Below are 26,715 nucleotides of genomic sequence, written 5' to 3' on the forward strand. Positions count from 1 at the left end.
ACCTCGGGTTTGACACTACGACTCACGGCCACACGTCCTATTCTCCCAAACGTGGATGACGCCCAGGTTTCCGAGCTGTTCGACCCCGCCTCGTGGACGGAAGTCGACGGTTTCGACTTCACCGACATCACCTATCACCGCTCCTCTGAGAGCCGCTCAGGCAAACGTGTCGTACGTGTCGCGTTCGACCGTCCCGAGGTCCGCAACGCCTTCCGCCCGCACACCGTCGACGAGCTGTACCGCGCGCTCGACCACGCGCGGATGAGCTCGGACGTCGGCTGCGTCCTGCTCACCGGTAACGGCCCGTCGCCGAAGGACGGCGGCTGGGCGTTTTGTTCTGGTGGTGACCAGCGTATTCGCGGACGCTCCGGGTATCAGTACGCGGATGGGGAGACCTCCGACACGATCGATCCGGCCAGGGCCGGACGGCTGCACATCCTCGAGGTCCAGCGGCTGATCAGGTTCATGCCGAAGGTGGTCATCGCGGTCGTCCCGGGGTGGGCCGCGGGCGGCGGTCATTCGCTGCACGTGGTGTGCGACCTCACGCTCGCCTCGGCCGAGCACGCGCGGTTCAAGCAGACCGACGCCGACGTCGGCTCCTTCGACGGCGGCTACGGCTCGGCGTACCTGGCCAAGCAGGTCGGGCAGAAATTCGCGCGGGAGATCTTCTTCCTCGGCCGCGAGTACACCGCCGAGCAGATGCAGGCGATGGGCGCGGTCAACTCCGCCGTCCCGCACGCGCAGCTCGAGGCCGAGGCGCTGGACTGGGCGTGGGCGATCAACGGCAAGTCGCCGACGGCGCAGCGGATGCTGAAGTACGCGTTCAACCTCACCGACGACGGTCTGGTCGGCCAGCAGCTCTTCGCCGGCGAAACCACCCGACTGGCGTACATGCAGGACGAGGCCGTCGAAGGCCGCGACTCCTTCCTGGAGAAGCGTTCCCCCGACTGGTCGGCCTTCCCGTACTACTACTGACCTGCGTTTAGCGGGCTAAACGCGATCCGCGGGCAGACGTAGGGTGGAGCGATGCGTGCGGTAGGGGTGGACGGGAGTCCAGGGTCGATCGTCGAGCTGACCGCGGCACTGGCCGAGGCGCTCGACGGCGGTCCGGCCGTCCTCCCCTACTCGTCGGAGGTCCTGCGGGACGCGATGGAGCCGGCGCGCCCGGCCGAGCCCGGGACCGCGGTGATCATCGCCACCTCCGGCTCCACCGGCGAGCCGAAGGGGGTGCTGCTGTCTGCGTCGGCGCTGACAGCCTCGGCTCACGCGACCCACACGCGGCTCGGAGGGCAGGGTCACTGGTTGCTCGCGACCCCGGCGCACTACATCGGCGGACTCCAGGTGCTGGTGCGTTCGCTGCTGGCCGGGACGACACCGTCCGTGCTGCACGCCTCCGGTTTCCGGCCGGACGACTTCGCCGAAGCCGCCGCGCCGCTGCTGTCGCTGGACGGCCCGCGCTACACCGCGCTCGTGCCGACCCAGCTCGGGCGGCTGCTCGACGCGGGCGGCCCCGGACTGGCGGCGGCCCGCTCGTTCGACGCGATCGTTCTCGGCGCCGCGGCGACGACAGCGGATCTCCGCGAGCGCGCCGCCGAAGCGGGCGTGAAGATCGTCCCCGCGTACGGCATGAGCGAGACCGCGAGCGGCTGCGTCTACGACGGCGTACCGCTGGACGGAGTACACGTCGAACTCGAGGACGAGCGGGTCTGTATCACGGGTGACGTCCTCGCGCACGGCTACCGGCTGCGACCCGACCTGACCGCGGAGGCCTTCGAGGACGGCCGGTTCCGCACTTCCGACCGCGGCCGGTGGTCGGCCGACGGGCGGCTGGAGATCCTCGGCCGGATCGACGACATGATCAACACCGGTGGGGTGAAGGTGGCCGCCGCGACCGTCGAACGGATCTTGACCGCACAGCCCGGAATCCGGGACGCGTGCGTGGTCGGAGTACCCGACCCCGAGTGGGGCGAAGCGGTCGTCGCGCTCGTCGTCGGCGCAGGTTGCGACGTCGATTCGCTGCGTGCCGCGTGCCGTGAAGAGGCCGGCGCGGCCGCCGCTCCGAAGCGGGTCGAATTCGCCGAAGAGCTGCCGTTGCGAGGCCCAGGGAAGGTCGACAGGACGGCCGTCAGGAATCTCCTACGAAGGTCGTGAATTCCCCACCGATTACTGGGACGTTGTTGACACGGTCATTACCCGCGGGTTTACGTCTACGTATGACGCGCTGGACACGCACCGTATTGGCCTGCACCGCCGTCACGATGGGACTGGTCGCTTTGGCCGGTCCCGCGCTGGCGGACGAACCGGAGACCGCCGTTCCGAACAGCGGCACGCTCACCTGGACCCTGGAAGACGCGATCGACGACCTCAAGTAGCGCGACTCGTCACCTGCCCGGGATGGCCGGGCAGGTGACGAGCCCCGCATACCGGCCGGTAGTGGCCAGGGCCAGAATGGCGGCATGGCGACTGCTGGTGAATGGATCGAAGGGGCACGCCCGCGGACGCTGCCCAACGCGGTGGCGCCGGTGGTCGCCGGAGTCGGCGCGGCGATCGCGCTCGACGGCTTCTCCTGGTCCCGCTCGATTCTCGCGCTGCTCGTCTCGTTGGCGCTCATCGTCGGCGTCAACTACGCCAACGACTACTCCGACGGCATCCGCGGCACCGACGAGAACCGCGTTGGCCCGCTGCGGCTGGTCGGCTCCGGAGTCGCGAAGCCGAAGGCCGTCCTGGCGGCCGCTCTCGTCTCGCTCGGGCTCGCCGGAGTCCTCGGGCTCGTGCTCCTCGCGATCAGCGGCCTGTGGTGGCTGCTGGCGATGGGCGCGGTCTGCATCCTCGGCGCCTGGTTCTACACCGGCGGCAAAAAGCCTTACGGCTACTACGGTTTCGGCGAGATCGCGGTCTTCGTCTTCTTCGGGCTGGCCGGGGTGCTCGGCACCGTGTACGTCCAAGCCGGACAGCTCAGCTGGACCGCGCTCGGCTGCGCGGTCGCCGTCGGCTCGTTCTCGACGGGCGTGCTGACCGCCAACAACCTCCGCGACATCCCGACCGACGTCGAGTCCGGCAAGCGCACGCTCGCCACCCGGCTCGGCGACCAGGGCACGCGGCGGCTCTACCTGGTGCTGGTCGCGGTGCCGTACATCGCGAGCGTGCTGCTCGCCTTCGTGACGCCGTGGGCGCTGCTGGGCCTGCTGACCGCGCCGCTGCTGCTGAAGTCGGTCAAGGCCGTCGGCGGCGGGGCGCAGGGGCGGGCGCTGATCCCGGCGCTGCGGGACACCGGGTTCGCGATGCTGGGGTGGGCGGTGCTGACCGCGGTGGCGCTGGCGCTGTGAGCTGAAAGGGCCCTTCACCGCATGCGATGCGGCGAAGGGCCCCTTCGTGGCGTCTAATGCGGGGAAAGTCCCCTTCAGCTCTCCGCGAGCTTCCCGCTCACCAGGAACTCCCGGTACTTCTCCAGGTAAGGCGCGATGTCGATGTTCTTCTGCGCCAGCCACTCGTCGTCGTAGTACGTGTTGGCGTACCGCTCCCCGCCGTCGCACAGCAGCGTGACGATACTGCCCGCCTGGCCTTCGGAGACCATCCGCGAGATCAGCGTGAAAGCGCCGAAGAGGTTCGTCCCGGTCGAGCCGCCGGCCCAGTGCCCGGTCCGCTCGCGCAGCACGCGGATGGCCGCCAGCGAAGCGGCGTCGGGAACCTGGAACATCTCGTCGATCACGCCGGGCACGAATGACGGCTCGACGCGCGGCCGCCCGATCCCCTCGATCCGCGAAGGCATGCCGGTGCTGTAGTCGAGAGCCCCGGTCTGCCAGGCGCCGAAGAACGACGAGTTCTCCGGGTCGACGACGGCGATCTTCGTGGTGTGCCGCTTGTAGCGCACGTAGCGGCCGAAGGTCGCGCTCGTGCCGCCGGTCCCGGCGCCGACGACGATCCACGTCGGCACGGGGTGCCGTTCGGACTGCATCTGCGCGTACACCGATTCGGCGATGTTGTTGTTCCCGCGCCAGTCCGTCGCGCGCTCCGCGTAGGTGAACTGGTCGAGGTAGTGGCCGTTGCACTCCGAAGCGAGCCGTTCGGCCTCCGGGTACATGTCCGGCGCGCGGTCGACGTAGTGGCATTCGCCGCCGTAGAACTCGATGAGCGCGATCTTCTCCGGCGAGGTGCTGCGCGGCACCACGGTGATGAACCGCAGCCCGAGCATCCGCGCGAAGTACGCCTCCGAAACCGCCGTCGAGCCGCTGGACGCCTCGACGAGCACGGTGTCCGGCCCGATCTGGCCGTTCACCAGGCCGTACAGGAACAGCGAACGCGCGAGCCGGTGCTTGAGCGAGCCGGTCGGGTGGACGGATTCGTCCTTCAGGTACAGGTCCACGCCCCATTCGGGGGGCAGCGGGAAGACGTGGAGGTGCGTGTCGGCGCTGCGGTTCGCGTCGGCCTCGATGATGCGGACGGCTTCGCGGACCCAGCTGCGGCTCTGCAAGAGGCTCACGCTGCGCCGTCCACCCGGTCGCCGCGCAGCTGCGAACGCAGTTCGGCACGGGCGCGAGCGCGCTTTTCGTTGCGGCGGGCGAGCCCGGCGGTCACGCGCGCGTTCAGCGGGCGGAACAGCAGCAGGCCCAGCGGCAGCCCCACGACCAGGCCGATCAGCAACGCGACCAGCAGCGGGACGTTGACCAGCAGCAAGCCGCCTGCGATGACCCCGACCAGGAGGAACCTGGCCAGCACGTACAGCGTCAGGTCACGGGGCAGGTGATTATCGCTCACATCAACGCAGGCTACGCGTTGCCGTTGCGGCCGTCGTCCAGGCCCGCGTTGTTGGGGCGCCCCTCGAAGCGGGTGGAGAGCACGACGGTGGTGTTCGTGCGGCCGACGCCGGGAATCCGCCGCAGCCTGCCGAGGGTCCGCTCCAGATCGTCGACGGTGGCCACCCGCACCTTGACGACGAAGGCTTCGTCGCCCGCGACGGCGTAGCAGCTTTCGACCTCGTCCAGGGCCCCGAGCGCCTCCGCGACGTCGTCCTCGGTCGCGGTGTCGGTGGGGTGGATGCCGACTAGCGCGGTCACCCCGAGCCCGACCGTGTTCGGGTCGACCATGGCGTGGTAGCCGGTGATCACGCCGGCGGCCTCGAGTTTGCCGACCCGCTCGTGCACTGACGAAGCCGAGAGCCCGACAGACCGGCCGAGGTCGGCGTAGGTAGCCCGCCCGTTCTCCCGTAATGCCGCGATGATCTTCCGATCCACCTGGTCCACCGCTACACCTTAGGTGCCACGGCCCGATTCGCGTGATCAGGGCGCGTTTTCGTACATCCGTGACAAGACCGCGGCGCCGGACGACGCATGTCGTGGTTGTCGGTTTTGACCTTTAAGGGCTCTTTACTGTTGGACAACCGTTCGAGTACCTGACGGGTGAGATGCAACGATTGCCGTGTTGGCTACCCGGCACGACGGGCACAGGGCCCGCCTCCGGTTTAGCACTGGAACCGTGAAGGAGGCGGAAAATGACCGCGACCATGGGCGGCAGGTTGCTCACCCCCGGCGAAGTGGCGGCTCTGTTCCGGGTCGACCCCAAGACCGTGACCCGCTGGGCGACCGCGGGCCGGATCGGCTCGATCCGCACTCCCGGCGGCCACCGCCGGTTCCGCGAGGCCGAGGTGAACGAGCTCCTCGCCGAGCTCACCACCGACGCCAGCGAGCCCGCTCGCAAGGTCTGAGCAGGCATTTCCCGCAAAAAGGACTCCAGTGACGAAGGGCTCGTAACCGCCCTTCGTCACATTGGGGTATCCATGAGTCCCCCCGCGCGCGACAAAAGGGCTAGCCTCGTGGGACCGGACAACGTCCTCCACGCGGAAAGGGACCGAGCATGATCTATCTGCTCGCGGCCATCGGAGCGCTCACCGTCGCCGTGGTGTTGTGGCGCGCGTTCGGGATCGAGCGCGTCGGGGTCCCCTCGTCGCGACCGACGCTGGCCCCGGACGACGACCCCGACTTCCTGCGCAAGCTCGGTGAGCAGCAGCGCAAAGGTAAAGACGAGGACAAAGAGTAAAGAGCGGGACTAGGGCTGGATCGGCTGGTACTGCTGGCCGCCGAAGCCGTCCGCGACGGTGGCCGCCAGTTCCAGCAACGCCAGCCGGGTGTCCGCGTCGAGCCGGTCCAGCTCGATCTCGGCGCCCTCTTCCAGATGCGGGTCGAACGGGATCCGGCACACCGAACGGACGCGCGCGCCGAAGTGCGCGGAGAGCTTGTCGAGATCGACGGAGCCACCCTTCGGTCGCACCGAGTTGATCACCGCGACGGACCGTTTGACCAGGTCACCGTAGCCGTGCGCCTCCAGCCAGTCGAGCGTGGCCGACGCACTGCGCGCCCCGTCGACGGAGCCTGAAGACACCACCACGAGCGCGTCCGCGACGTCCAGGACGCCCTTCATCGCCGAGTGCATCAAACCGGTCCCGCAGTCGGTGAGCACGATGTTGTAGAAGTGCTCCAGCAGGTTGACCGTGCGCCGGTAGTCGTCCTCGGAGAAGGCTTCCGACACCGCCGGATCCTGCTCGCTGGCGAGGATCTCCAGCCGGCTCCCGCCCTGCGAGGTGTACGAACGGACGTCGCTGTACCTGGTGATCTTGTCCGCGTCCCGCAGCAGGTGCCGCACGGTCGCGGTGGTCTCGATCGGGATCTTCTGCGACAGCGTCCCGCGGTCCGGGTTCGCGTCGACGGCGACGACCCGGTCACCGCGCAGCGACGCGAACGTCGAGCCCAGCGTGGTCGTCGTGGTGGTCTTGCCGACGCCGCCCTTGAGGCTCAGCATCGCGATCTTGTAGCACCCGCGCAGCGGCTGGTTGATCTGCGCGATCAGTTCGCGTTTGCGCGTGTCCTTGGGGCTCTCGCCAGGGTTGACGAGCTTGCCGGTGCCCACGTAAAGGGCCTTGCGCCAGCCCGACTGCGGCTTGCGCTTCTGCGGCTTCACCAGGCTCGCGGTGGCGAGTTCGTCCGGGAGCGCGTGCCTGCCCTGCGGCTGCGGCAACCCCGGCACCGCCTGCTGCGGCTGCGCGTACGGCTGCTGAGGCGGGTACTGGGCGGCCTGCTGCGGCGGCGCCTGCTGCGGCTGTTGGGGCTGCAGCGGGGGCAGGTTCTGGTCGTAGGGCTGCTGGTACTGCCCTTGCGACGGCTGCGGCAACGGCGGCTGCTGCTGTTGCTGCGGGTATTGAGCCTGAGCCTGCTGCGGCGGGTACTGCGGCTGAACGACCTGGGTCGGCTCGGCCTCGAAACCCCCCGCGTTCGGATGCGGCGCCGAGTCCGTCCGGTCCTCGGAGAACAACTCCGAGGGCTGGCCGCTCTCGGTGGGTTCGGGGTGGCCAGGAGCCGATTCTTCGCTGGGTCCGGTCACCGCTGAATTCCTCCTCCGCGCACGTCTTCCCCCATACCTCAGTATTGACGGTAGTCGGCGCGCGCGCAGAGGCGGCGGTCAGCCCCCGGCGTAGGAGTGCAGGCCCGACGTCACCAGGTTCACGAAGAACATGTTGAAGATCGTCGCGGAGAATCCGACGATGTTGATGATCGCGGCCCGCTTCCCGCGCCAGCCCGCGGTGGCCCGGGAGTGGAGGTACGCCGCGTAGACGACCCACGCCACGAAGGCGACGGTCTCCTTGGGGTCCCAGCCCCAGAACCGGCCCCACGCCGCCTCGGCCCACACCGCACCGCAGAGCACGCCGAAGGTGAAGATCGGGAAGGCGAAGATGGTGGTGCGGTAGGCGATGCGGTCGAGCACGTCCGCTGCGGGCAGCTTCGGACCGAACTTGGCGAACTTCGCCGGGTTGTCGTCGTGGGCGGCGCGGAAAAGGTAAAGGACGCTCGCGACACCCGGCACCAGGAAGACACCCGAGCCGATGATCGCCGCGGAAACGTGGATGATCAGCCAGTACGACTGGAGCGCGGGCTGCACCGGCGCGGCCGTCGTGTACAGCATGGTGCCGTTGACGAACATCAGGATCACGACCGGCAGCAGCAGGAAACCGGTGAGGTGGCGGACCGGGAACTTCCGCATGATGACGATCCAGGTCACGACGGCGATGAAGGTCGTGGCCATGCCGTATTCGTAGAGATTGCCCCACGGCGCGCGGTGCACGGCGAGCCCGCGCAGCACGATCGCGGCCAGGTGGAGCAGCGCGGCCAGCACCAGCAGCGCGGCGCCCATGCGGCCGATGCGCTCGGGGCGGCCGACCTCGCGCGGAGGCTCGACGGGCGTCCCGTAAGCGGGCGGGCCGCCCGCGCCGACCAGTTCGCGGGCCTTCTGCTTGCTACGTTCCGCCGCGAGCCTGCCCTTCGCGCCGAAACCCTGCTCGACGAGGGCGAACATCAGCGCGAGGACGTAGATCGCCGCCGCGGTGGTGTAGGAGTAGTCGCTGTACTGGGACAGCGTCTCGTTGATCGGCATGACCTCTAGTTGCCTCTCTGCCCCTGGACCAGCTTGTCGCTGATCCGCTGGAACTCTTCGCCGTAGCCCGCCTGATCGGTGCGCGCCAGCCCGGCGACCTCGATCACGGTACCCGTCTCACCTTCGCGCGCCGGGGTCACCCGGACCCACACCCGGCGCCGTTTGACCAGCAGCGATCCCGCCAGCCCGATCAACATCGCGACCGCGCAGACCAGCACCCAGCCCTGCACCGGATCGTGCGAGACCTGGATGGCGACCCATTCCTGGACGCCATCGAAACGGACCTTCGTGCCGTCGTCCAGCACGGTCTCCTGGCCCTGGTCCAGGTTCTGCCGCGTGAGCTTCTTGAGCCTGCCGTCCGCGACGAGCGACTGGTCGATCTGGAAGATCGACTGCCCGCGACCCGCGTCGAGGCCGAGGTCGCCGCGGTAGATGTCGACGGCCACGGCGGGCTTTTTCGCCTCGGGCCGCGAAGACGTGAGCACGTTGCCGTGCATGAACGCGGTCGGCGCGAGCAGGCCGGTGATTGCGAGCTGGCGGGTGCGGCGTTCGATCGGGTCGGTGATCCCCGGCTGGTCGATCTTCGTCGCGCCTTCGGAGAGCTTCGTCGGCTCGTCGGCGGGACGCCACGGAGTGATGTTGGTGCGCACGGTGCCGTCGGGGAAGGTCACGGTGAACTTCGGGGAGTAGCCGAAGTTCAGCAGGTAGACGCGGTCTCCGGCGGTGCGCAGCGGCGAGTTGACCTCGAGCCCGTACGGCTTCCACGCGCCGGTCTTCAGGTCTTCGCCGGACTGGTACTCCATGTTGGAGTGGTAGTAGTTCGCCTGCCCGTTCTCGGTGTAGCGCGCCTCGAAGTCCTTGAGACGGATGCAGAACGCGTTGAGGTCGGTGCCGTCGACGCGCAGCCCGGCGTTGAAGGTGTCGTAGCCGAGGATCCCGGAGTTGCACCACGGGCTGCTGTCGGCCTGGACGATGACCTGGCCTTCGTAGCCGAACATCTTGCCCAGCGCGAAGAAGATGATCAGGCCGAGCATGCCGAAGTGGAAGACGAGGTTGCCGGTCTCACGGAGGTACCCGCGTTCGGCGGAGATGCTCCGGCTTCCGTCGGCCTCTTCGCGCTCGGCACGGCGCCAGCCCTTGAGCAGCGTGTGCGTGTCCTTCATGACCGTCTCGGGGGTCCGGTCGGTCGTGGTGGACACGTGATGCGGCATCCGCGAGAGCTTGCGCGGCGTGAGCACCGGCTTCGCGCGCATCGCCTTCGCGTACTCGAAGCTGCGCGGCGCGAGACAGCCGATGAGCGAGACCATCAGCAGGATGTAGATCGCCGAGAACCAGACGCTGCCGTAGACCTCGAAGAACTGCAGGCGGTCGAGCAGTTCGCCCCACCAGCCGTGCGCGGCGATGTACTCGTCGGTCTTGGCGACGTTGAGATTCCGCTGCGGCAGCAGCGCGCCGGGCATCGCGGCGAGCGCGAGCAGGAACAGCAGCACCAGCGCGGTGCGCATCGACGTCAGTCCGCGCCAGGTGTTGCGCAGGAAGGCGGCGACGCGCTTGAGCGGCGTCTGGCGGTATCGAGTGGTCACAAGGGCAGCCTGAGGTCGTTCACGAGGGTGTTCCGGATCCAGCCGATCATGTCGCCCCACAGCCCGGTCACCAGCAGGATGCCGACGATCATCAGCAGGACACCGCCGAAGACCTGCACCTGACGGCCGTGGCGGCGCAGCCAGTCGGTGGCGCGGACGGCCCAGCGGGCGCCGACCGCGATGAGGAGGAACGGGACGCCGAGACCGAGGCAGTACACCAGGATCAGCGCGTAACCGCGGACGGCGGCGCCGCCGGTGGCGCTGGCCAGGGTGGTGACCGCGGACAGCGTCGGCCCGATGCACGGCGTCCAGCCGAGCCCGAACACCGCGCCGAGCACCGGCGCGCCCCACAGCCCGCCGCGCGGCACGTGGTGCGACCGGAACTCGCGCTGCAGCCCCGGGATCCAGCCGAGGAAGACCAGCGCCATCGCGATCGTCAGCACACCGCCGAGGCGCTGGAGGAGATCCATGTTGAGCTGCACGACGTCGGCGATCCACACCAGCGTCCCCAGCGTCACCACGAAGACGACGGTGAACCCGAGCACGAACAGCGCCGCCGCGCCGACGACGGCGTAGCGGCCCTTCTTGCGCCCCTCGTCGGGGCTGACCGCGGGGGCGTCCGCGCCGACCAGCGCCGCCAGGTACGCGAGGTACCCGGGCACCAGCGGCACGACGCACGGCGACGCGAAGGAGATCGTCCCGGCCAGCAGCGCCACACCCGCTGCGAGCAGCAGCGGCCCTGAGAGCGCCAGCTCGGTAACACCGTTCACGCAAAGGAGCGTAGGCAGTGTGGTCGAGGTGAAAGCGCCGGGGCTGGCCCAACGGGACCTACGTCGCACCCGGTCAGGACCTTGGTCCCGGTGGGCGGATCGCGTTTAGCGGGCTAAACGCGATCCGGGCGTGGGTCAGGCGGGTTCGGCGGCCAGGCGTTCGACGACGGGCAGCAGGTCCGACGCCAGCAGGTCCCGCAGGAACACCGCGGCGACGCGGTGCTGTTTGTCCAGCACGATCGTCGACGGGATGATGTTGCGCGGGTAGCCCGAGAGCTGCAGCAGCGTCCGCCCCGACGGGTCGTAGATCGACGGGTACGTCAGCTTCCGGTCCCGCATGAAGTCCTGCGCCGGCGCCCGGTCGTTGTCCCGCAGGTCGATGCCGACCACCTGGACACCGGACGCCTTGGTCTGGTCGTAGACCTTCTGCATCTCCGGCGCCTCGACGCGGCACGGCCCGCACCACTGGCCCCACAGGTTCAGCACGATGACCTTGCCGGGGAAGTCCGCGATCGAGAGCTGCTTGCCCTCGTTCATCAGGTCGTCGCCGGAGAGCGTCGGCGACGGCTGGCGGTCCGCGACGTCGTAGGTGATGTCGACCTTCCCGCCCGGCGACACGAAGTTGAACGAACCGCCGGTGACGACGGCGTCCTTGCCGGTGGTGCAGCCGGTGACGACGAGCGCCAGCCCGACGACGGCCGCCACGAGTCGCTTCATGCGCCGGTCACCTTCGGGTCGGTCGTGCCGGCGGGCTCGCTGTAGACGATCCGCACGAGTTCTTCGCCCTCGAAGATCAGGCTGGTCAGCGACGCGAGCGAGCACTGCCGGTTGCGCGGGTCGTGCCAGAGCCGCTTCGCCTCCAGGAAGCGCCGCACGGTCCAGATCGGCAACTGGTGCGAGACGCACAGCGCCTCGTGCCCCTCGGCCGCCCGCCGCGCGCGGTGGATCGCGCCGAGCATGCGGTGTGCGATCTCGACGTACGGCTCGCCCCAGGACGGCCGGAACGGGTTGACCAGCTTCGGCCAGTGCTTCGGCTGGCGAAGGGCGCCATCGCCGACGGCGACCCGCTCGCCCTCGAACTGGTTGTCCGCCTCGATCAGCCGATCGTCGGTGTCGACGTCGAGCCGGTGCGCGGCGGCGATCGGCGCCGCGGTCTCCTGCGCGCGCTGAAGCGGCGAAGCGACGACGTAGGTGATGTCGTGCGTCGCGACGGCTTCGGCGACCGTCAGCGCCTGGCGCTGTCCGCGGTCGGAGAGCTTGAAGCCGGGCAGGCGGCCGTACAGGATCTTGTCCGGGTTGTGCACCTCGCCGTGGCGGAGCAGGTGCACGATCGTCGTCTCGCTCACGCCTGGACCGCCTCGGCGGCGGCGCGGGCGGCGACGCGCAACGCGGACTCGATGATCTCGAACTCCGCGTCGCCCATGGCCGCGTTGACGAACCAGGCCTCGTACGCGCTCGGCGGCGCGTACACGCCGTTGTCCAGCAGCGCGTGGAAGAACGCCGGGAACCGCCAGGTCTCCGCGGCCTGCGCGCCCGGGTAGTTCGTCACCGGGTTCTCGCTGAAGAACACGCTGACCAGGTTGCCCGCGTACTGCACGGTGTGCGTGACACCCGCCTCGGTGAGCGACCGGCCGAACAGGTCGCCGAGCCGCTTCGCGTTGGCGTCGAGGGCCGCGTACACGGCGTCGTCGGCCGCGCGCAGCGTCGCGAGCCCGGCGGCGACGGCGACGGGGTTCCCCGACAGCGTCCCCGCCTGGTACACCGGCCCGCCCGGGGCCAGCTTCGCCATCACGTCGGCGCGGCCGCCGAAGGCCGCGGCGGGCAGCCCGCCCGACATCACCTTGCCGAAGGTGTACAGGTCACCGGCGACGCCTTCGAGGCCGAACCAGCCCGCCTTCGAGACGCGGAACCCGGTCATCACCTCGTCCATGATCAGCAGCGCGCCGTGCTCGCGCGCGATCTCCTTGAGACCGGCGTTGAAGCCCTCGACCGGGGCGACGGCGCCCATGTTGCCGGCGGCGGCTTCGGTGATGATCGCGGCGATCGAGTCCGGATTGTCCACAAAGGACTTCCGAACGGCCTCGAGGTCGTTGTAGGGCAAGACGATCGTGTCGGCCGCCTGCGCGCCGGTGACACCGGGCGACGTCGGGAGACCGAGGGTCGCGACGCCGGAGCCCGCTTCGGCGAGCAACGCGTCGACGTGACCGTGGTAGCAGCCCGCGAACTTGATGATCTTCGCCCGGCCGGTGAATCCCCTGGCCAGCCGGATCGCGCTCATCGTCGCCTCGGTGCCGGAGTTGACCAGGCGCACCTGCTCCACCGGCTCGACGCGGCGGATGATCTCTTCCGCGAGTTCGACCTCACCGCGCGTCGGGGTGCCGAACGACAGGCCGTCGACAGCGGCTTCGCGCGCGGCCGCGACGACGTCCGGATGCGCGTGCCCGAGGATCATCGGGCCCCACGAGGAGACCAGATCGACGTAGCGGTTGCCGTCGGCGTCCCAGAGGTACGGACCCTCGCCGCGGACCATGAACCGCGGGGTGCCGCCGACGGAGTTGAAGGCCCGCACCGGGGAGTTCACCCCGCCCGGGACCACGGCCTTCGCTCGTTCGAACCATGCCTTGGACTGATCGACTCCGGTAGTCACGTCCCCAGTCTCGCAAATCACGGATGACACCCGCCGCTAGGTCGTGTCTGGTCCGGGCAGGGCGTGACCAGGCCCACTAGGGTGGGAGCACTCCCGTCGAAACCCTCGCGGAGGAATCCACGTGTCCACGGTGCCGTCACCACCGACCCACCACCGTCGTCTGCGCTGGCAGGCCTTGGCCGGGTTCGTCGCCATGTCGGCGATCGTGGGGATCGTGGCCGGGCTGGCGGTCGCCACCCGCTCCGAAACGCACAACGCGCTGGCCCGCCCGTCGTGGGCGCCGCCGGGCTGGCTCTACGGCCCGATGTGGTCGGTCCTGCTGCTCCTGGTCGCCTTCGCGGGCTGGTGCTACTGGCGCACCGACGGCGAAACGCGCGGCTTCGCCCTCTACGGCGTCTGCCTGCTGCTGACCCTGCTGTGGACGCCGTTGTTCTTCGCCGGCGGCGCGCACGCCCTCGCGCTGGCCGACGTCATCGTGCTGGACTTCGTCGTGCCCATCACGATGGCGGAGTTCGGCCGCCGGTCGAAACTCGCGGCCTGGCTGCTCGTGCCGTATCTGCTGTGGCTGCTGTTCTCGACCGCGGTCAACGCCGCGGTCGTGTGGCTCAACTGACTTTCGGTTCCTTGGGTTTGCGGCCCTTGGCCCGCACAGCGAGCAGGAACTGGCGGATCGCGTCCACCACCAGGATCGCGGCCAGCACGCCCAGCCCGATGGCGCCGGCGAGCGGGCCACCGAAGTAACGCTGCGATTCGAGCGTCGTCGTTTCGCCGTAGGTGATCACGACCGGGACGACACCGGCCTTCCAGCACGCGAAGGAACCCCACACCGCGAGCGCGGCGAGGATCAGTTCGACCGCCCCCACCACGGCGCGCAGGGGTTTGTGCAGCCGGGCGTCACGCCGGGAGTCCTCCGGTGGCCAGAGATCGGCGCCGGTCGGCTGGGGAAGGTCGATCACGGTGAGCAGTTTCTCATGACTCTGTGGTGCGAGCACGCACCAAATCCCCGAGAGCCTCGCGGAGGGCGTCCGGATCCTTGGCCCAGGCGCGCACGAAAACGCCGTCTTCGAGTTTCAACCCGACTTCGCCGTGCTTCTTGGGGATCGTCCAGCCTCCGCCGAGGACCCGCGAACCGACCGGGGCCTCGTCTTCGAGTACCTCGGCGATCCGGTCCGCCTCCAGCGTTTCCCGGCCCTGCCGGTAGCCGTCCGCGGAGACTTCGAGCGAGAGGTACCGGCGACGCGCGTACACCCAGGGCACGGTGATCGCCACCAGCCCGACCGCGACCAGGATCCAGGCGAGCCAGTGGACCGGACCGCCCGTCGCCAGTTCCGCGAGCAGCCCGGCGAGGGCGAACAGCGGCGCCCACAGCAAAGCCGTCCAGCCGACGCCGGGTTCGTCGTAGAGGGACGGCTCTGCGGTCATGGCAGCGTGCGCCCGACCTTCGGGAAATGGTCGGAGACGCTGGGCAGGTACATGAGCACCAGCGCGATCGCCACCAGCAGGGTGGACACCAGCAGGAACACGTTGAGCGAGCCGCGCAGGATCAGCAGTTCCACCAGGACCAGGAAGACCGCGCCTACGGTGAGGACCGTCCTGGCCGACCGCGTTCCCTCACGGGCCTTGTACGCGAACAGCGCGAACAGGACCGCGAAGGTGAGCGCGCCGCCGAACAGCATCCACAGCAGGGTGTTCACGCCGGAAGCGACCTGCGCCGGATCGGCGGGCTGGCCGGGGACCGGGTTCTCCCTGATCTGTTTGAGGATGCCTTCGGTCAGTTCGTCCTTCAGCACCAGCAGGGCGATCTGCCCGGCCACCAGGACGACACCGGCGAGGATCCACAGCCAGAACGAGATGGCGACGGGTTTCGGCACCGTGATCTTCGGCGGCTTCTGGCCGGGGAGGATCGGATCCGGTGACATCCCCCGCTTGCGGCGCTCGTCGTCCGTTTCGTCGGTTCTGCTGTCGCTCACGCTGGGCAGCTTAATCCAGCCAAGCAGCGGCTTCGGCGGCCCAGTAGGTCAGGATCATGTCCGCGCCCGCGCGGCGGACCGAGGTCAGCACCTCGAGGATCGTGCGTTCGCGGTCGAGCCAGCCGTTCGCCGCGGCGGCCTCGACCATCGCGTACTCCCCCGAGATGTTGTACGCCGCGACCGGAACCGTCGACGTCTCGGCGGCGGCCCGGATGACGTCCAGATAGGACAGCGCGGGCTTGACCATGATCATGTCGGCGCCCTCGGCGATGTCCAGCTCGATCTCGCGCAGCGCCTCACGCACGTTGCCCGGATCCTGCTGGTACGTCTTCCGGTCGCCCTTCAGCTGCGAATCGACGGCCTCGCGGAAGGGGCCGTAGAACGCGCTGGCGAACTTCGCCGAGTACGCGAGGATGCCGGTGTCCGTGCGCCCGGCGCGGTCGAGCGCGGCGCGGATGACGCCGACCTGGCCGTCCATCATGCCGCTGGGGCCGAGCAGATGCGCGCCCGCTTCCGCCTGCGCCAGACCCATTTCCGCGTACACACGCAGGGTCGCGTCGTTGTCGACACCGCCGTCGGCGTCGAGGACGCCGCAGTGACCGTGGTCGGTGAACTCGTCGAGACACGTGTCCGCCATCAGGACCGTCGCGTCGCCGAGCTCGGACTTGAGGTCGCGCAGGGCGACGTTGAGGATTCCGTCCGGGTCGACCGCGCCGGAGCCCTCGGCGTCCCGCGTCTTCGGGATGCCGAACAGCATGAGGCCGCCGACACCGGCGTTGACCGCGTCGACGGCGGCTTTGCGCAGCGTGTCGCGGGTGTGCTGGACAACACCGGGCATGCTGGAGATCGGGCGGGGCGCGTCGGCGCCCTCGGCCACGAACATCGGGAGGATCAGCTGGCGCGGGCGCAGCGTCGTCTCACCGACCAGCCTGCGCATCGCCGGAGTGGTACGGAGCCTGCGGGGACGATGTTCGGGGAACACCCCTACGACGGTACTCCCGCTCGCTTGAGGGGCGGTGAACGGCCGAACCTTTCCTAAGGAACGGTAAAGAGTCACCTTTGTCCGATTCCTCCGCGGTGTGACGTGGGTTACCTTCCCCTGCATGTCGAGTTCAACGGTGACCGACCAACTGGAAGAACCGCCCGTCGGCTGGCGCGCACGGCTGCGCCAGGTCGGGCCAGGGATCATGGCCGCGGCGACCGGGGTCGGCGCGGGCGACCTCGTCGCGACGATGGTGGCCGGATCGCGCTTCGGGTACACGCTGCTGTGGGCGGTGCTCGTCGGCACGATCTTCAAACTCGCGCTGGCCGAAGCCGTCGGCCGCTGGCATCTGACCTCGGGCCGGACGATCCTGTCCGGCTGGCGGACGCTCGGGATCTGGGCGCTGATCTACTTCGGGATCTACGCGGTGATCTGGGGCTTCGTCTACGGCGCGACCGCGATGTCCGCGTCGGGCCTGCCGCTGAACGCGCTCTTCCCCGCGCTGTCGGTGCGGTACTGGGCGATGATCTGCGGCCTGCTCGGCTTCGCGCTGGTGTGGTTCGGGCGCTACGCGATCATCGAGAAGCTGATGACGGTGCTCACCGGCGTCATGTTCGTGACCGTGGTCGGGACCGCGATCCTCGTCGTGCCGAACTTCGCCGCACTGTTCAAGGGCGCCGTCCCGACCCTGCCCGACGGCTCGCTCGTCTACGTCCTCGGCCTGGTCGGCGGCGTCGGCGGCACGATCACCATGGCGGCGTACGGCTACTGGACGCTCGCGAAGGGCTGGCGTTCGTCGAAGTGGCTCCCGATGATGCGCACCGACAACGCCGTCGGCTACATCATGACCGGCATCTTCGTGATCGCCATGCTGATCGTCGGCGCGGAACTGCTGATGGGCCAGAAGGTCATCTCGGGCGACAAGGGCCTGCTGTTCCTCGGCGACACCCTCGCCGCGGATTACGGTCACTGGGCGCGGATCCCGTTCCTCATCGGCTTCTTCGCCGTTTCGTTCACGTCGGTGATCGGCGTCTGGCACGGCGTGAGCCTGCTCTTCGCGGACTGGTGGCGCATTCTGCGGCTGCCCGCGGACGCCACGGAAAGCGTTGAGACGTATGAAAAGAAGGCCGGTGAGCGCAGTGTCGCGTACCGGGGATACGTGCTGTGGCTGACCTTCCCGCCGATGGCGTTGCTGTTCCTGGACCAGCCCTTCCAGCTCACCGTGATCTACGGCGTGCTGGGCGCGTTGTTCATGCCGTTCCTGGCGGCGACCTTGCTGGTGCTGCTGAACACCTCGCGGGTGCCGCGGGAAGGGCGTTCGCGGTGGCTGTCGAACGGGCTGCTGGGCGTCTGCCTGGCGATGTTCGCGTACCTGGCGTACACGGAGGTCGTGAAGTTCTTCAGCTGAGCGGGCCCGGAGCATGTCGCGAAAGGACGGTTAGAGCCAAGGGGGTCCCCAGCGCCTCCTGAATGCGGTGGCCTTGGCCGCAGGTCCGTGCCTTGCCGAGTACATGAAGGCCCCCTTCCTTGCGCCTAGCGCAAGGAAGGGGGCCTTCATGTACTCACGACCACCTACAGCGGAATGGTCTTGCTGGTGCAGCCCCCGCCCCCGCAGGCCGCCACGGTCAGTTGAGTCGCGCCCGACGGCAACCTGAACAGGGCACGCTTCACCCCGTCGTCGACGACGATCTGGGTCACCACCCCCTGCGGCGACACGGCGAACCGGGCGGTGAGCGCCGAGACCGGAGAACGATCGGTCACCGTGACCACCACCTCTCCCCGATCGACGGTGCCCCGGACGCTCTGCGCCGCACACCCGAGCGGACTGCACACTTCGAAGGAGGTGGCGGCGGCCGCCGTACCCGGAAAACCGAGGGCCACCGCACCCATGGCGGCGACGGCGAGAACGAGAGATTTCATGAGCACTCCCCAGTGACTGTCGGAATCACCGAGGCTACGACCGGCCGCTACGCATACGGCGAAGTTTCACTGAGGAACGAAAAAGCCCCCTTCCCGCGCGAACCGTGGGAAGGGGGCTTTTCAGCGGATCAGGAGCGGCGGGCCCGCTTCGCCTTGCGAGGCGGCGGGAGCGCGCCTTCGGCACGGAGCCGGGCGGCGTGCTCGGCGAGCGCGTCGACCAGGTGCGGGACGTCGGCCTTCTCGGGCTGGACGTCGACCCGCAGCCCGAACTCCACGGCAGTCTCCGCGGTCTTCGGGCCGATGCACGCGACCAGCGTGCGGGTGTGCGGCTTGCCGGCGATGCCGACGAGGTTCCGCACGGTCGAGGACGAGGTGAAGCAGACCGCGTCGAAACCGCCGGTCTTGATCATCTCGCGGGTCTCGGCGGGCGGCGGCGCGGCCCGGACGGTGCGGTACGCGGTCACGTCGTCGATCTCCCAGCCGCGTTCGCGCAGGCCTGCCGAAAGGGTCTCGGTGGCGATGTCCGCCCGCGGCAGCAGCACGCGGTCGACCGGGTCGAGGACGTCGTCGTACGGCGGGAACTCGGCGAGGAGGCCCTCCGAGGACTGCTCGCCCTCCGGGATCAGCTCGGGGATGATGCCGAAGGAGCGGACCTTCGCGGCGGTCGATTCGCCGACGCAGGCGATCTTCACGCCGGAGAAGGCGCGGGCGTCGAGCCCGAACTCCTCGAACTTCTCCCACACCGCGCGGACGGCGTTGGTCGAGGTGAAGACGATCCACTGGTAGCGGCCGTCGACGAGCCCCTTGACCGAACGCTCCATCTGGGCGGGGCTGCGCGGCGGCTCGACCGAGATGGTCGGGACCTCGTGCGAGGTGGCGCCGTGGCCGCGAAGCCGCTCCGCCATCTCACCGGCCTGCTCCTTGGTGCGCGGCACCAGGACCTTCCAGCCGTACAGCGCGCGCGACTCCCACCACGACAGCTTCGAGCGCTGGCCGACGGCCTGGCCGATGGTCACGATGAGCGGGCCGACGAGCTCGCCGGCCTCGTTCGCGACGGTGGCCAGCGTGGTGTCCAGGGTGCGCTGGGTGTTGATGGTGCCGTTGGACGTCACCGCGACCGGGGTGGTCGGGGCCAGCCCGTGCTCGGTCAGCGCGGACGCGGCCTCGGCCAGGTGCGCCGACGTCGCGTGCAGCACGATCGGGCCGGGGGTCGCGGCCAGCGCGGCCCAATCGACGTCGCCGCGGACGTCGACCTCGGTGTGCGTGCCACCGAGCGCGACACCGGCGTACGCCGGGACGGCCGCGCCGGGCGAAACACCCGGGATGATGTCGAACACGGCGCTGGTCCGGGAAACGGCCTGCACCTCGGCGACGACGGCGGGCTGGGTCAGCGGGTCACCGGCGATCAGCCGGAGCACCAGCCGTCCGGCCTTGGCCTCGTTCACCAGGTCCTTGGCGACCTCGGTGGCCTCGCCGACGGCGGGGCGCACTTCGGCACCTTCGGCGGCGAGGGCCAGGACGCCTGCCGGGACGTCCGGGTCGGTCACCACGACCTCGGCCTTGGCGAGCAGCTCCTGAGCGCGGACGGTCAGCAGACCGGCGTCACCGGGGCCCGAGCCCACGAAGGCGACACGCCCGGTGGTCTTACGCGCGGGGGTCATCTGTGCGTTCTCCTCTTGAGCGGCCGCAGTCGAGCGCGGCCCTACCTTCAACGTTCTGACTCACTGGGCGGGGCCGGACAGCGCGCCGGCCCCCAGGTCGAGCAGCTCGGCGGCCAGTGTCCGGCCGAGTTGTTCGGCTTCATGCTTGTCGGCGAGCGCGGAAGCGCGCACCATGTCGACCGCGTCCCCGTCCTCTTCGACGGCGGCGGTGCCCCTCAGCGAGATCCGCTCGACGACCCGCCCTTCGGCGTCCAGGTCTTCGACGATCTCCGCCAGCGCTCCGACCGGTGCGCTGCACCCGGCTTCCAGCGCCGCGAGCAACGCCCGTTCGGCGGTCGCCACGGCACGGGTGCCTTCATCGTCCACTGTGGACCCGAGCAGGTGCTCGATGTCCACGTCACCGGTCCGGCACTCCACCGCCAGCGCACCCTGTGCGGGCGCGGGCAGCATCTGGATCGGGTCGAGGGTCTCGGTGATCTCCTCCGCCCGGCCGATCCTGGCCAGTCCGGCACGCGCCAGGATGACGGCGTCCAGCTCTCCGTCGGTCACCTTGCGCATGCGGGTGTCGATATTGCCTCGGATCGGCACGATTTCCAAACCGAGACCGAGCGCGCGCAGCTGCGCGGTCCGCCGCGGGGAGCCGGTGCCGACGGTCGAGCCGGGCGGAAGCTCGCCCAGCGTCAACCCGTCACGGGCGATCAGCGCGTCGCGCGGGTCCTCGCGGCGCGGCACGGCGGCGAGCGTGATGCCCGGCTCCGGCTTCGTCGGCAGGTCCTTGTACGAGTGCACGATGACGTCGACTTCCTCGCGCAGCAAGGCTTCGCGCAGCGCGGAAGTGAAGACGCCGACCCCGATCGTCGGGATCGGCGCGGACGATTTGTCGCCCGGGGTCGTCACGGTGACGAGCTCGACCTCGGCCCCGGTGGCGCGCAGGGCGTCGGCGATGGTGCCGGTCTGCGCGAGGGCGAGTTTGCTGCCGCGTGTCCCGATGCGGATGACTCTGCTCACTGATGATCACTGTCTTTCGTAGCGGTGGGACTCGCCACCGCGGCGGGCGCCTGCGGGTCGAGGCAGAACAGCTCGCGCAGCGCGTTGGCGTAATCGGTGTCGGCCGTCTCGGCGGCCAGCTGCTTGACGCGCACCGTCGGCGCGTGGAGCAGCTTGTCGACCACGCGGCGGACCGTGCGGCCGACCTCCTCGCGGACCCCGGGTTCGAGGTCCGGCAGGCGGTTGTCCAGCCGCAGCAGTTCGGCGTCGACCACCTCGGCCGCGCGGCGCCGCAGCGCCGTCACCGTCGGGGTGACCTCGGCGCTGCGCTGGCCGGCGAGGTACTCGCGCACCTCGTCGAGCACGATGCCGGTGGCCTTCGCGGTCTGCCGTTCGGTGGTCGGGGTGCCCGCTTCCCGCATGCGGCGCTGGATGGTCTCGAGATCGACCACGGTGACGTCGGCCAGCTCGGCGACGTCGTGGTCGACGTCACGCGGGAGGCCGAGGTCGCAGACGACGAGCGGGCGTCCGACGCGGGCCGGGACGTGCGCGGCGGTGAAGACGGCGGCCTGCGCCCCGGTGCAGCAGACGACGACGTCCGCTTCGGCGACCGCGTCCGCGATGCCGCTCATCTGGACGGCCTTGGCCGGCACTCCCTGCTCGACGCTCGCGGCGGCGAGGCGGGCGGCCCTGGCCTCGGTGCGGTTGGCGATGGTGATCTCGCCGATCCCGGATTTGCGCAGCTGGGACGCGGTCAGCGCGCCCATCGAACCGGCGCCGACGATCAGCGCGTGCTTGCCCGCGATGTCGCCCGCGGCGGCGAGCGCCTCGGACACCACCGACGCGCCCAGCTGGTCCAGGCCGGTCTCGGTGTGGACGCGCTTGCCGACGCGCAGCGTGGTCTGGATCAGCTCGTGCAGCGTGCGGCCGACGGTGCCCGCCTCACGCGCGGTGGCGTACGAGGACCGGATCTGGCCGAGGATCTGCGTCTCGCCGACGACCATCGAGTCCAGCCCGGAGGTGACCGAGAACAGGTGCTCGATCGCGGCGCCCGCGTAGTGCACGTACAGCGAGTCGTACAGGTCCGCGGGCTGCATCCCGGCCTGGCGGGCGAGCACGTCGGAGACATCGTTCAGGCCGCCGTGGAAGGTCTCGACGACGGCGTAGACCTCGATGCGGTTGCAGGTCGAGACGAGGATCGCCTCGCTGACGTGCTCGGCCTGCTGCAGTTCGTGGAGCACCTTGGTCACGTCGGTCGCGGGGACCGCGACGCGCTCCAGGGTGCTCAGCTCGGCACTGCGGTGCGAGAGCCCGACCGCCAACACGCTCATTTCAGCGCACCACCATTCCGTTGCCGTGGCCGTTCACGCTGCCATTGTCGGCGCCCCCGGGGCCACCGTCTGCTCCGCCGTTGCCGTTAGCGGCCAGATCGGCGCGGCGAGCGACGTGGAACGACAGGATCTGCAGCTCGACCGCGAGATCGACCTTGCGCACCTCGATATGTGCCGGCACCTGCAGCACCACCGGGGCGAAATTCAGGATGCACTGCACGCCACCTGCGACGAGACGGTCGCAGACCGACTGCGCGGCGGTGGGCGGAGTGGCGATGACGCCGATGGAGATCTGCCGTTCGGCGCAGACTTTGGGGATCTCGTCGAGATGCGAGACCGGGAGGCCGCCGACCGGGACGCCGACCAGGTCGGGGTCGAGATCGAACAGCGCCTCGACCGGGAACCCGCGTCCCGGGAAGCCGCCGTAGTTGGCCAGCGCGTGCCCGAGATTACCGATGCCGACCACGGCGACCTTGTGCTTGCGGGTCAGGCCGAGGATCCGCTCGATCTGGCTGACCAGGACCTGGACGTCGTAGCCGACGCCGCGGGTGCCGTAGGAGCCGAGGTAGGACAGGTCCTTGCGCAGTTTCGCGGAGTTGACGCCCGCGGCCTGCGAAAGCTCCTCGCTGGAGATCGTCGTCGCGCCCTGCTCGGCCAGCCCGGAGAGGACACGGAGGTAGACGGCGAGGCGGGCGACGGCGGCTTCGGGGATCGACTTCGCGCGGACCGCTTCCGGTTCGGCGGCGGCCTCGACGGCGGGCATCTCCGCGGTGGGCGCGTTGTCGGCGTCCGGTGTCACCCGGGTGCGCCGGCCTCGTTGCGACACCACGCTTGTCCGCTCCTCTGGTCCTGCTGACGACATGAGTCGCCCGAACCTGGAAATCGGCTCTTGACCCGCGGCGCTGAGTCCGGTTCGATGCCGGGCGCTTTCGGAGGCGACGTATCTACGGTAGCCACTTGTGAACGCAGGCACAAAGTCACTGGTAGGTGCTGTGGTCAGTCTCTCTAGCGCGCGTTGACCGACACCGTGTGCCAGCCGGTGGCGCCGTCGGGCACGGTTCCGGCGCGCTCCGGCGTCTGCGTGTAGCCCGACTGGTCGGTCGCCCGGACGGCGATCTCGTGCTGACCAGTGCCGACCCGCACCTCGGTCCACCACATCCGCCAGGTGTCCTTCGACGTCTCGGCGGACAGGACGGCTTCCTGCCACGGCCCCTGATCGACCCGGACCTCCACCTTCGCGACGCCGGTGTGCTGCGCCCACGCGGTGCCGGACACCACGATCTTGCCCGCGTTCACCGCCGAGCCGGGCGCGTCGATCCGCGACTGCGTCTTCACCGGCGCTTCCCTGGCCCAACCGCGGCCGAGCCAGTACGCCTGGCGCTCCGCCCACGTGGTGATCTCCAGCTCGGTCACCCATTTCGTGGCGGACACGTAACCGTAGAGCCCGGGGATCACGATCCGCGCGGGGAAGCCGTGCTCGATCGGGAGCGGTTCGCCGTCCATGCCGAGGGCGAGCATCGCACCGCGCCGCGGGTCCAGGGCGGCTTCGACCGGGGTGCCGCAGGTCCAGCCGTCGACACTGGTCGCGAACATCTGCTCGGCGCCGGGTTTCACGCCCGCTTCGATCAGCAGGTCGCGCAGGTCGATGCCGATCCAGCGGGCGTTGGAGATGTACGGGCCGCCGACCTCGTTGGAGACGCAGCACAGGGTGACGTCGCGTTCGATCAACGGCCGCGAGCGCAGATCTTCATACCTATAGGTGACTTCGCGGTCGACCATCCCGCGGATCTGCAGGCTCCAGTCCTCGGTGCGGACCTGCGGGACCACCAGCGCCGTGTCGATCCGATAGAAATCCTTCGAAGGAGTGATGTAAGGCGGGGTGCCGAGCTTCGCGAAGTCCGCGTCCGGCGGGATCGGCGGCGCGGTCTTCGCCGCGACGAGCCTGCCGACGGCGGCACGCGACTCTTCGGCGTTCTTCCTGGTCCCGACGATCTGGCCGGTCAGCGCGGCGACCCCGGCCCCGGCCGCGACGGAGGCCCCGGTGATCAGCACCTTCCGCCGGTCCGGGCCCTCGCCTTCACGGTCGTCGAAGAACACCTTCGGGCGGAAGAACGAGTGCAGCCGCGTGAACACGACGAGCGCGACGACGGTGGCGATCACCGGCGCCAGCAGCGCGATCTGCCCGAGGTCGGTGCGCACGAAGACGGCCGCGACACCCGCCGCGCCAAGGACGCCGACGATCACCTGGCCAGGCAGCGGGGTACGGCGCGAGAGCTGCCCGGCCAGCAACGCGAACAGCACCAGCACCACGGCGAGACCGATTTTGAGGACGAACTTGTCCCAGGTCTCCAGCGTCTGCTCGGCCCAGGCGACCACCGCGTGCGGACTGTGGTCGATGACGAAGTTCGCGACGGCGACGAACGGCGAGGCCGTGTACCCGACGAAGCCCGCGACGAGGTGCCCCACGCCGAGCGCGGCCACCAGTGACAGGAGCCCGGTCAGTGCGGCTTGTGAAGAGGTGAGCCTGCGTTCGTCCACGACTCCATCTTCGCCACGGAAACGCCCGGAGGTCGGCCGATCGCCCTTACGAGACTGTTACGCCAGGGCCTTCCGGAGCCGGTCCTCTTCGACGCGCCAGTAACCGTGCTCGGCGTCGTCGACGAGGATCACCGGCACGCGGTCGCCGTATTCGGCCCGCCATTCGGGGTCGCTGTCGACGTCCTGCGCCGACCAGGCGACGCCCAGTTCGCCGCAGATCCGCTTGATGTCCTGTTCCGCGACCTCGCACAGGTGGCAACCCGTGCGGGTCATGACGGTCACGTGGTGGGCCATGGCTCCATCTTCACCTGAGGCGCATCCTGCGCAGTTTCCCGGTGGCCGAATGCGGCAACGATTCGGCGAACTCGACGGTGTGCGGCACCTTGTACCCGGCCAGGTGCTCCGCGCAGTGCTCGACGACCTGCTGCTCCGAAAGCGAAGCGCCGGGCGCGGGAACGACGACGGCCTTCACCGCTTCGCCGGTCCGCTCGTCGACGACGCCGACAACGCCCGCCTCGACGACCTCGTCCAGCATCGAGATCACGTTCTCGACCTCGTGCGGGAAGACGTTGAAACCGTTGACGATGATCAGGTCGTTGGCGCGGTCCACCAGGTGCAGGTCGCCGTCGGTGTCGAGGTAGCCGACGTCGCCGGTGCGGAACCAGCCGTCCTCGTCGGGACCGTGCGAGCCGTCAGGCCAGTACCCGGAGAACAGGTTCGCGCCGCGGATCGACACCAGGCCGGTGCCGCCGTCCTCGTCGAAGGCGTCGCCGAGGTCGTCCGGGTCCAGCGGGACGGGCTCCGCGTCGCCGTCGCTGTCGACCAGCCGGAGCTCGACGCCGGGCAGCGGCCGCCCGACGGAACCCGGCTTCGGGTAGCCGGTGACCAGCGTCGTGGTGACCACGGGCGCGCATTCGGTGAGGCCGTAGCCCTCGTAGACGTCGAGCCCGGTCGCGCCGCGGAGCGCGGTGAGGATCTTGGGGTGCAGCGGCGCCGCGCCCGAGGTCATCCGCCGGACGGTGGACAGGCCCCGCCCGAGTTCCTCGGGGTCCATCGCGGCGAATTCGGCGTACATCGCGGGCACGCCGGCGATCGACGTCACCCGGTATTCGGCGCAGTCGGCCAGCGTGCGCTCGGCGAGGAACCGTTCGGACAGGATCGCCGTCGCGCCGACCGCCGTGGTCTGCAGCAGGCCGGGGCCGAGACCGTAGACGTGGAACAACGGGATGGTGATGAGCACGCGGTCGCCGTGCACGAGCGGCGTGGGCACGATCCGGCTCAGCTGGTCGAGGTTCGCCAGCAGCGCCCGGTGCGACAGCATCACGCCGCGCGGCGGACCGGTCGTGCCGGAGGTGTACGAGATGACCGCTATGTCCTCACCGGCGCCGGACGCGTCGACCGGTTCGGCTGCTCCATCCGAGGTAACAGGCGGTGAGAGGCTTGTCACTCCATCGGGGAGCTCCTCGGTGACTTCACGTTCGAGGACGAGCCGTGCGCCGCTGTGCTCCAGCAACCCGTTCAGCTCCGCCACCAGCCCCTGCGGCGAGATCGGGACGACCACCGCGCCCGCACGGAGCGCCCCGAACAGCGAGACGGCGAACGCGGCCGACGTCGGCAGCCGCAGCGCCACCCGGTCGCCGCGCTCGATTCCCGCGTCGAGCAGGGCGCGGGCCAGCGCGTTGGCCGCGTTGTCGAGCTCCGCCCAGGTCAGCGCGACTCCGCCGCCGGTCTCCTGGACAGCCGCTTTGCCGGGCCACTGACGGGCGGCCTCGGCGAGCAAAGTGGGCACGCTTCCTTCGGCAACCTGCTCCGCGCTCAACTGCGAACCTCTTCCCTCGGTGAACGGCGTTGCCAGTTTGTCATCTCGGCCACCGTCATGGGTGTCACTCGCTTTCGTCGCAGTTCCGT

The 26,715-nt window shown here is 69.6% G+C and carries 30 protein-coding genes; 8 read left to right on the plus strand and 22 right to left on the minus strand.

The features are described 5' to 3' along the window. Nucleotides 1–51: 51 nt before the first annotated feature. From DMH01_RS20345 to DMH01_RS20355, 4 genes are all read left to right on the plus strand, one after another. The gene (locus tag DMH01_RS20345; protein ID WP_125678886.1) at nucleotides 52–975 is read left to right on the plus strand and encodes a 1,4-dihydroxy-2-naphthoyl-CoA synthase; all 924 of its coding nucleotides are present in this window, start codon (nucleotides 52–54) and stop codon (nucleotides 973–975) included. 51 nt (nucleotides 976–1,026) lie between these two features. Next, nucleotides 1,027–2,151, plus strand: a complete 1,125-nt coding sequence (gene menE / locus DMH01_RS20350) for an o-succinylbenzoate--CoA ligase (protein WP_199745569.1) — start codon at nucleotides 1,027–1,029, stop codon at nucleotides 2,149–2,151. Nucleotides 2,152–2,213: 62 nt separating this feature from the next. After that, nucleotides 2,214–2,372 carry a hypothetical protein gene (locus DMH01_RS43040; RefSeq protein WP_167337758.1) on the plus strand — a complete coding sequence of 53 codons (159 nt, stop codon included), beginning with the start codon at nucleotides 2,214–2,216 and terminating at the stop codon, nucleotides 2,370–2,372. Nucleotides 2,373–2,456: 84 nt separating this feature from the next. Beyond that, nucleotides 2,457–3,326, plus strand: a complete 870-nt coding sequence (locus DMH01_RS20355) for a 1,4-dihydroxy-2-naphthoate polyprenyltransferase (protein ID WP_125678887.1) — start codon at nucleotides 2,457–2,459, stop codon at nucleotides 3,324–3,326. Nucleotides 3,327–3,400: 74 nt separating this feature from the next. On the opposite strand, the gene DMH01_RS20360 is transcribed toward DMH01_RS20355, so the two are convergent. Genes DMH01_RS20360 through DMH01_RS20370 form a run of 3 tightly spaced genes read right to left on the minus strand, consistent with a single transcriptional unit; the run spans nucleotide 3,401 to nucleotide 5,240 of the window. Beyond that, nucleotides 3,401–4,480, minus strand: coding sequence for a PLP-dependent cysteine synthase family protein (locus DMH01_RS20360; RefSeq protein ID WP_125678888.1), 1,080 nt, complete (start codon nucleotides 4,478–4,480; stop codon nucleotides 3,401–3,403). Then, the gene (locus DMH01_RS20365) at nucleotides 4,477–4,755 is read right to left on the minus strand and encodes a DUF4229 domain-containing protein (RefSeq protein ID WP_007030895.1); all 279 of its coding nucleotides are present in this window, start codon (nucleotides 4,753–4,755) and stop codon (nucleotides 4,477–4,479) included. The genes DMH01_RS20360 and DMH01_RS20365 overlap by 4 nt, the downstream gene beginning before the upstream one ends. Before the next feature lie 11 nt (nucleotides 4,756–4,766). Beyond that, nucleotides 4,767–5,240, minus strand: a complete 474-nt coding sequence (locus DMH01_RS20370) for an Lrp/AsnC family transcriptional regulator (RefSeq protein WP_199745570.1) — start codon at nucleotides 5,238–5,240, stop codon at nucleotides 4,767–4,769. 248 nt (nucleotides 5,241–5,488) lie between these two features. Here DMH01_RS20370 and DMH01_RS20375 point away from each other — a divergent pair, with 248 nt between their 5' ends. Both DMH01_RS20375 and DMH01_RS20380 read left to right on the plus strand, forming a co-directional pair. Then, entirely contained in the window at nucleotides 5,489–5,701 is a 213-nt protein-coding gene (locus DMH01_RS20375; protein WP_005151795.1) for a BldC family transcriptional regulator, read from the plus strand. A 149-nt stretch (nucleotides 5,702–5,850) separates the two neighbouring features. Continuing rightward, nucleotides 5,851–6,033: a hypothetical protein gene (locus DMH01_RS20380; RefSeq protein ID WP_005151794.1), complete on the plus strand. Its 183-nt coding sequence runs from the start codon at nucleotides 5,851–5,853 to the stop codon at nucleotides 6,031–6,033. A 9-nt stretch (nucleotides 6,034–6,042) separates the two neighbouring features. Here the strand turns inward: DMH01_RS20380 and DMH01_RS20385 are convergent, their stop codons facing one another. The 7 genes from DMH01_RS20385 to hemL form a co-directional block, all read right to left on the minus strand. Then, nucleotides 6,043–7,371: a MinD/ParA family protein gene (locus DMH01_RS20385; protein WP_125678889.1), complete on the minus strand. Its 1,329-nt coding sequence runs from the start codon at nucleotides 7,369–7,371 to the stop codon at nucleotides 6,043–6,045. A 78-nt stretch (nucleotides 7,372–7,449) separates the two neighbouring features. Beyond that, on the minus strand, nucleotides 7,450–8,418 hold the full coding sequence (ccsB, locus tag DMH01_RS20390) for a c-type cytochrome biogenesis protein CcsB (RefSeq protein ID WP_125678890.1): 969 nt from the start codon (nucleotides 8,416–8,418) through the stop codon (nucleotides 7,450–7,452). Between the two features lie 5 nt (nucleotides 8,419–8,423). Then, a complete protein-coding gene (locus tag DMH01_RS20395; protein ID WP_233621661.1) occupies nucleotides 8,424–9,923 on the minus strand; it encodes a cytochrome c biogenesis protein ResB in 1,500 nt (499 codons plus the stop codon). A gap of 74 nt (nucleotides 9,924–9,997) precedes the next feature. After that, nucleotides 9,998–10,771, minus strand: a complete 774-nt coding sequence (locus DMH01_RS20400) for a cytochrome c biogenesis CcdA family protein (RefSeq protein ID WP_125678892.1) — start codon at nucleotides 10,769–10,771, stop codon at nucleotides 9,998–10,000. A 135-nt stretch (nucleotides 10,772–10,906) separates the two neighbouring features. Beyond that, nucleotides 10,907–11,488, minus strand: coding sequence for a TlpA disulfide reductase family protein (locus DMH01_RS20405; protein ID WP_125678893.1), 582 nt, complete (start codon nucleotides 11,486–11,488; stop codon nucleotides 10,907–10,909). Further along, the gene (locus DMH01_RS20410; RefSeq protein WP_125678894.1) at nucleotides 11,485–12,117 is read right to left on the minus strand and encodes a histidine phosphatase family protein; all 633 of its coding nucleotides are present in this window, start codon (nucleotides 12,115–12,117) and stop codon (nucleotides 11,485–11,487) included. The genes DMH01_RS20405 and DMH01_RS20410 overlap by 4 nt, the downstream gene beginning before the upstream one ends. Beyond that, nucleotides 12,114–13,418 carry a glutamate-1-semialdehyde 2,1-aminomutase gene (gene hemL / locus DMH01_RS20415; RefSeq protein WP_125678895.1) on the minus strand — a complete coding sequence of 435 codons (1,305 nt, stop codon included), beginning with the start codon at nucleotides 13,416–13,418 and terminating at the stop codon, nucleotides 12,114–12,116. The genes DMH01_RS20410 and hemL overlap by 4 nt, the downstream gene beginning before the upstream one ends. Before the next feature lie 121 nt (nucleotides 13,419–13,539). Here hemL and DMH01_RS20420 point away from each other — a divergent pair, with 121 nt between their 5' ends. Continuing rightward, a complete protein-coding gene (locus DMH01_RS20420) occupies nucleotides 13,540–14,031 on the plus strand; it encodes a TspO/MBR family protein (protein WP_125678896.1) in 492 nt (163 codons plus the stop codon). Here DMH01_RS20420 and DMH01_RS20425 read toward each other — a convergent pair. The 4 genes from DMH01_RS20425 to hemB are packed head-to-tail and all read right to left on the minus strand — an operon-like array spanning nucleotide 14,024 to nucleotide 16,370. Beyond that, complete coding sequence (locus DMH01_RS20425) at nucleotides 14,024–14,410, minus strand: hypothetical protein (protein WP_125678897.1); 387 nt, start codon at nucleotides 14,408–14,410, stop codon at nucleotides 14,024–14,026. The genes DMH01_RS20420 and DMH01_RS20425 overlap by 8 nt on opposite strands. Further along, entirely contained in the window at nucleotides 14,388–14,840 is a 453-nt protein-coding gene (locus DMH01_RS20430) for a hypothetical protein (RefSeq protein ID WP_125678898.1), read from the minus strand. The genes DMH01_RS20425 and DMH01_RS20430 overlap by 23 nt, the downstream gene beginning before the upstream one ends. Next, entirely contained in the window at nucleotides 14,837–15,388 is a 552-nt protein-coding gene (locus DMH01_RS20435; protein ID WP_125678899.1) for a hypothetical protein, read from the minus strand. Before DMH01_RS20435 ends, DMH01_RS20430 begins: the two co-directional genes overlap by 4 nt. Nucleotides 15,389–15,398: 10 nt before the next feature. Beyond that, nucleotides 15,399–16,370, minus strand: coding sequence for a porphobilinogen synthase (hemB, locus tag DMH01_RS20440; protein WP_125678900.1), 972 nt, complete (start codon nucleotides 16,368–16,370; stop codon nucleotides 15,399–15,401). Nucleotides 16,371–16,506: 136 nt separating this feature from the next. Here hemB and DMH01_RS20445 point away from each other — a divergent pair, with 136 nt between their 5' ends. After that, entirely contained in the window at nucleotides 16,507–17,778 is a 1,272-nt protein-coding gene (locus DMH01_RS20445; protein ID WP_370323495.1) for an Nramp family divalent metal transporter, read from the plus strand. Between the two features lie 164 nt (nucleotides 17,779–17,942). On the opposite strand, the gene DMH01_RS20450 is transcribed toward DMH01_RS20445, so the two are convergent. The 8 genes from DMH01_RS20450 to DMH01_RS20485 all read right to left on the minus strand — a co-directional run bounded on the left by DMH01_RS20450 (nucleotide 17,943) and on the right by DMH01_RS20485 (nucleotide 26,596). Then, the gene (locus DMH01_RS20450) at nucleotides 17,943–18,290 is read right to left on the minus strand and encodes a hypothetical protein (protein ID WP_233621621.1); all 348 of its coding nucleotides are present in this window, start codon (nucleotides 18,288–18,290) and stop codon (nucleotides 17,943–17,945) included. 128 nt (nucleotides 18,291–18,418) lie between these two features. Beyond that, nucleotides 18,419–19,951 carry a bifunctional uroporphyrinogen-III C-methyltransferase/uroporphyrinogen-III synthase gene (locus tag DMH01_RS20455; RefSeq protein ID WP_125678902.1) on the minus strand — a complete coding sequence of 511 codons (1,533 nt, stop codon included), beginning with the start codon at nucleotides 19,949–19,951 and terminating at the stop codon, nucleotides 18,419–18,421. A gap of 60 nt (nucleotides 19,952–20,011) precedes the next feature. Then, a complete protein-coding gene (hemC, locus tag DMH01_RS20460) occupies nucleotides 20,012–20,959 on the minus strand; it encodes a hydroxymethylbilane synthase (protein WP_199745571.1) in 948 nt (315 codons plus the stop codon). Then, entirely contained in the window at nucleotides 20,956–22,269 is a 1,314-nt protein-coding gene (locus tag DMH01_RS20465) for a glutamyl-tRNA reductase (RefSeq protein WP_125678903.1), read from the minus strand. The genes hemC and DMH01_RS20465 overlap by 4 nt, the downstream gene beginning before the upstream one ends. Nucleotide 22,270: 1 nt before the next feature. Next, a complete protein-coding gene (locus DMH01_RS20470) occupies nucleotides 22,271–23,098 on the minus strand; it encodes a redox-sensing transcriptional repressor Rex (RefSeq protein ID WP_370323496.1) in 828 nt (275 codons plus the stop codon). Nucleotides 23,099–23,274: 176 nt separating this feature from the next. Beyond that, nucleotides 23,275–24,807 carry a molybdopterin-dependent oxidoreductase gene (locus DMH01_RS20475; RefSeq protein ID WP_125678904.1) on the minus strand — a complete coding sequence of 511 codons (1,533 nt, stop codon included), beginning with the start codon at nucleotides 24,805–24,807 and terminating at the stop codon, nucleotides 23,275–23,277. 57 nt (nucleotides 24,808–24,864) lie between these two features. Beyond that, a complete protein-coding gene (locus DMH01_RS20480) occupies nucleotides 24,865–25,101 on the minus strand; it encodes a glutaredoxin family protein (RefSeq protein ID WP_125678905.1) in 237 nt (78 codons plus the stop codon). A 10-nt stretch (nucleotides 25,102–25,111) separates the two neighbouring features. Next, complete coding sequence (locus tag DMH01_RS20485) at nucleotides 25,112–26,596, minus strand: AMP-binding protein (protein ID WP_125678906.1); 1,485 nt, start codon at nucleotides 26,594–26,596, stop codon at nucleotides 25,112–25,114. Nucleotides 26,597–26,715 lie beyond the last annotated feature (119 nt).

The organism is Amycolatopsis sp. WAC 04182, from assembly GCF_003947465.1.
Lineage (GTDB): Bacteria > Actinomycetota > Actinomycetes > Mycobacteriales > Pseudonocardiaceae > Amycolatopsis.

Excerpts from the sequence above, each read along its gene's own strand:
- ccsB (WP_125678890.1), bottom strand. The coding sequence starts at position 8,418 with ATGCCGATCAACGAGACGCTGTCCCAGTACAGCGACTACTCCTACACC.
- DMH01_RS20430 (WP_125678898.1), bottom strand. The coding sequence starts at position 14,840 with ATGACCGCAGAGCCGTCCCTCTACGACGAACCCGGCGTCGGCTGGACG.
- DMH01_RS20380 (WP_005151794.1), top strand. The coding sequence starts at position 5,851 with ATGATCTATCTGCTCGCGGCCATCGGAGCGCTCACCGTCGCCGTGGTG.
- DMH01_RS20395 (WP_233621661.1), bottom strand. The coding sequence starts at position 9,923 with ATGCGCACCGCGCTGGTGCTGCTGTTCCTGCTCGCGCTCGCCGCGATG.
- DMH01_RS20450 (WP_233621621.1), bottom strand. The coding sequence starts at position 18,290 with ATGAAATCTCTCGTTCTCGCCGTCGCCGCCATGGGTGCGGTGGCCCTC.
- DMH01_RS20465 (WP_125678903.1), bottom strand. The coding sequence starts at position 22,269 with ATGAGCGTGTTGGCGGTCGGGCTCTCGCACCGCAGTGCCGAGCTGAGC.
- DMH01_RS20480 (WP_125678905.1), bottom strand. The coding sequence starts at position 25,101 with ATGGCCCACCACGTGACCGTCATGACCCGCACGGGTTGCCACCTGTGC.
- menE (WP_199745569.1), top strand. The coding sequence starts at position 1,027 with ATGCGTGCGGTAGGGGTGGACGGGAGTCCAGGGTCGATCGTCGAGCTG.
- DMH01_RS20375 (WP_005151795.1), top strand. The coding sequence starts at position 5,489 with ATGACCGCGACCATGGGCGGCAGGTTGCTCACCCCCGGCGAAGTGGCG.
- DMH01_RS20355 (WP_125678887.1), top strand. The coding sequence starts at position 2,457 with ATGGCGACTGCTGGTGAATGGATCGAAGGGGCACGCCCGCGGACGCTG.
- DMH01_RS20405 (WP_125678893.1), bottom strand. The coding sequence starts at position 11,488 with ATGAAGCGACTCGTGGCGGCCGTCGTCGGGCTGGCGCTCGTCGTCACC.
- DMH01_RS43040 (WP_167337758.1), top strand. The coding sequence starts at position 2,214 with ATGACGCGCTGGACACGCACCGTATTGGCCTGCACCGCCGTCACGATG.
- DMH01_RS20455 (WP_125678902.1), bottom strand. The coding sequence starts at position 19,951 with ATGACCCCCGCGCGTAAGACCACCGGGCGTGTCGCCTTCGTGGGCTCG.